Origin of the sequence: Streptococcus mitis (assembly GCF_946188695.1) — a bacterium.
GTDB lineage: Bacteria > Bacillota > Bacilli > Lactobacillales > Streptococcaceae > Streptococcus > Streptococcus mitis_DF.
On the sequence record NZ_CAMHWI010000053.1, the window covers coordinates 1 to 367 of the forward strand.

General features: G+C 41.4%; 1 pseudogene. It reads right to left on the minus strand.

The annotated features are described in order from the left end of the window. Positions 1-367: pseudogene (locus N8L33_RS09955) on the minus strand (hypothetical protein); the annotation flags it as partial.

A 367-nucleotide genomic window follows, 5' to 3' on the forward strand; every position in this document is an offset into this window, starting at 1 on the left:
CCTTTACCTTCTTTATCGATTGTAACGATAATTGGGTTTCCATCTTTACCTGGGATTTCTACCTTAGTTCCTGGTGGGTATGTTGAGCCATCTGGTTTCTTAGGTGTTACTGTTACATCACCTGTCTTAGGATCTTGTTCAACATCTATTGTTGGTGTCTTACGAGCTGGTGTTGTTACATCTACTGGTTGTGATGGTTTCTTGTTAGGTTCTGTTACTGTTCCTGTACCTGGGACATCTTTCTTAGGAAGGTTGTCATTTGGTACTTCACCTGATCCATTGTCACCAATTGTTACTGTGATTGTTGTTCCATCTTCTCCTGGAATTTCTACCTTAGTTCCTGGTGGGTATGTTGAGCCATCTGGTT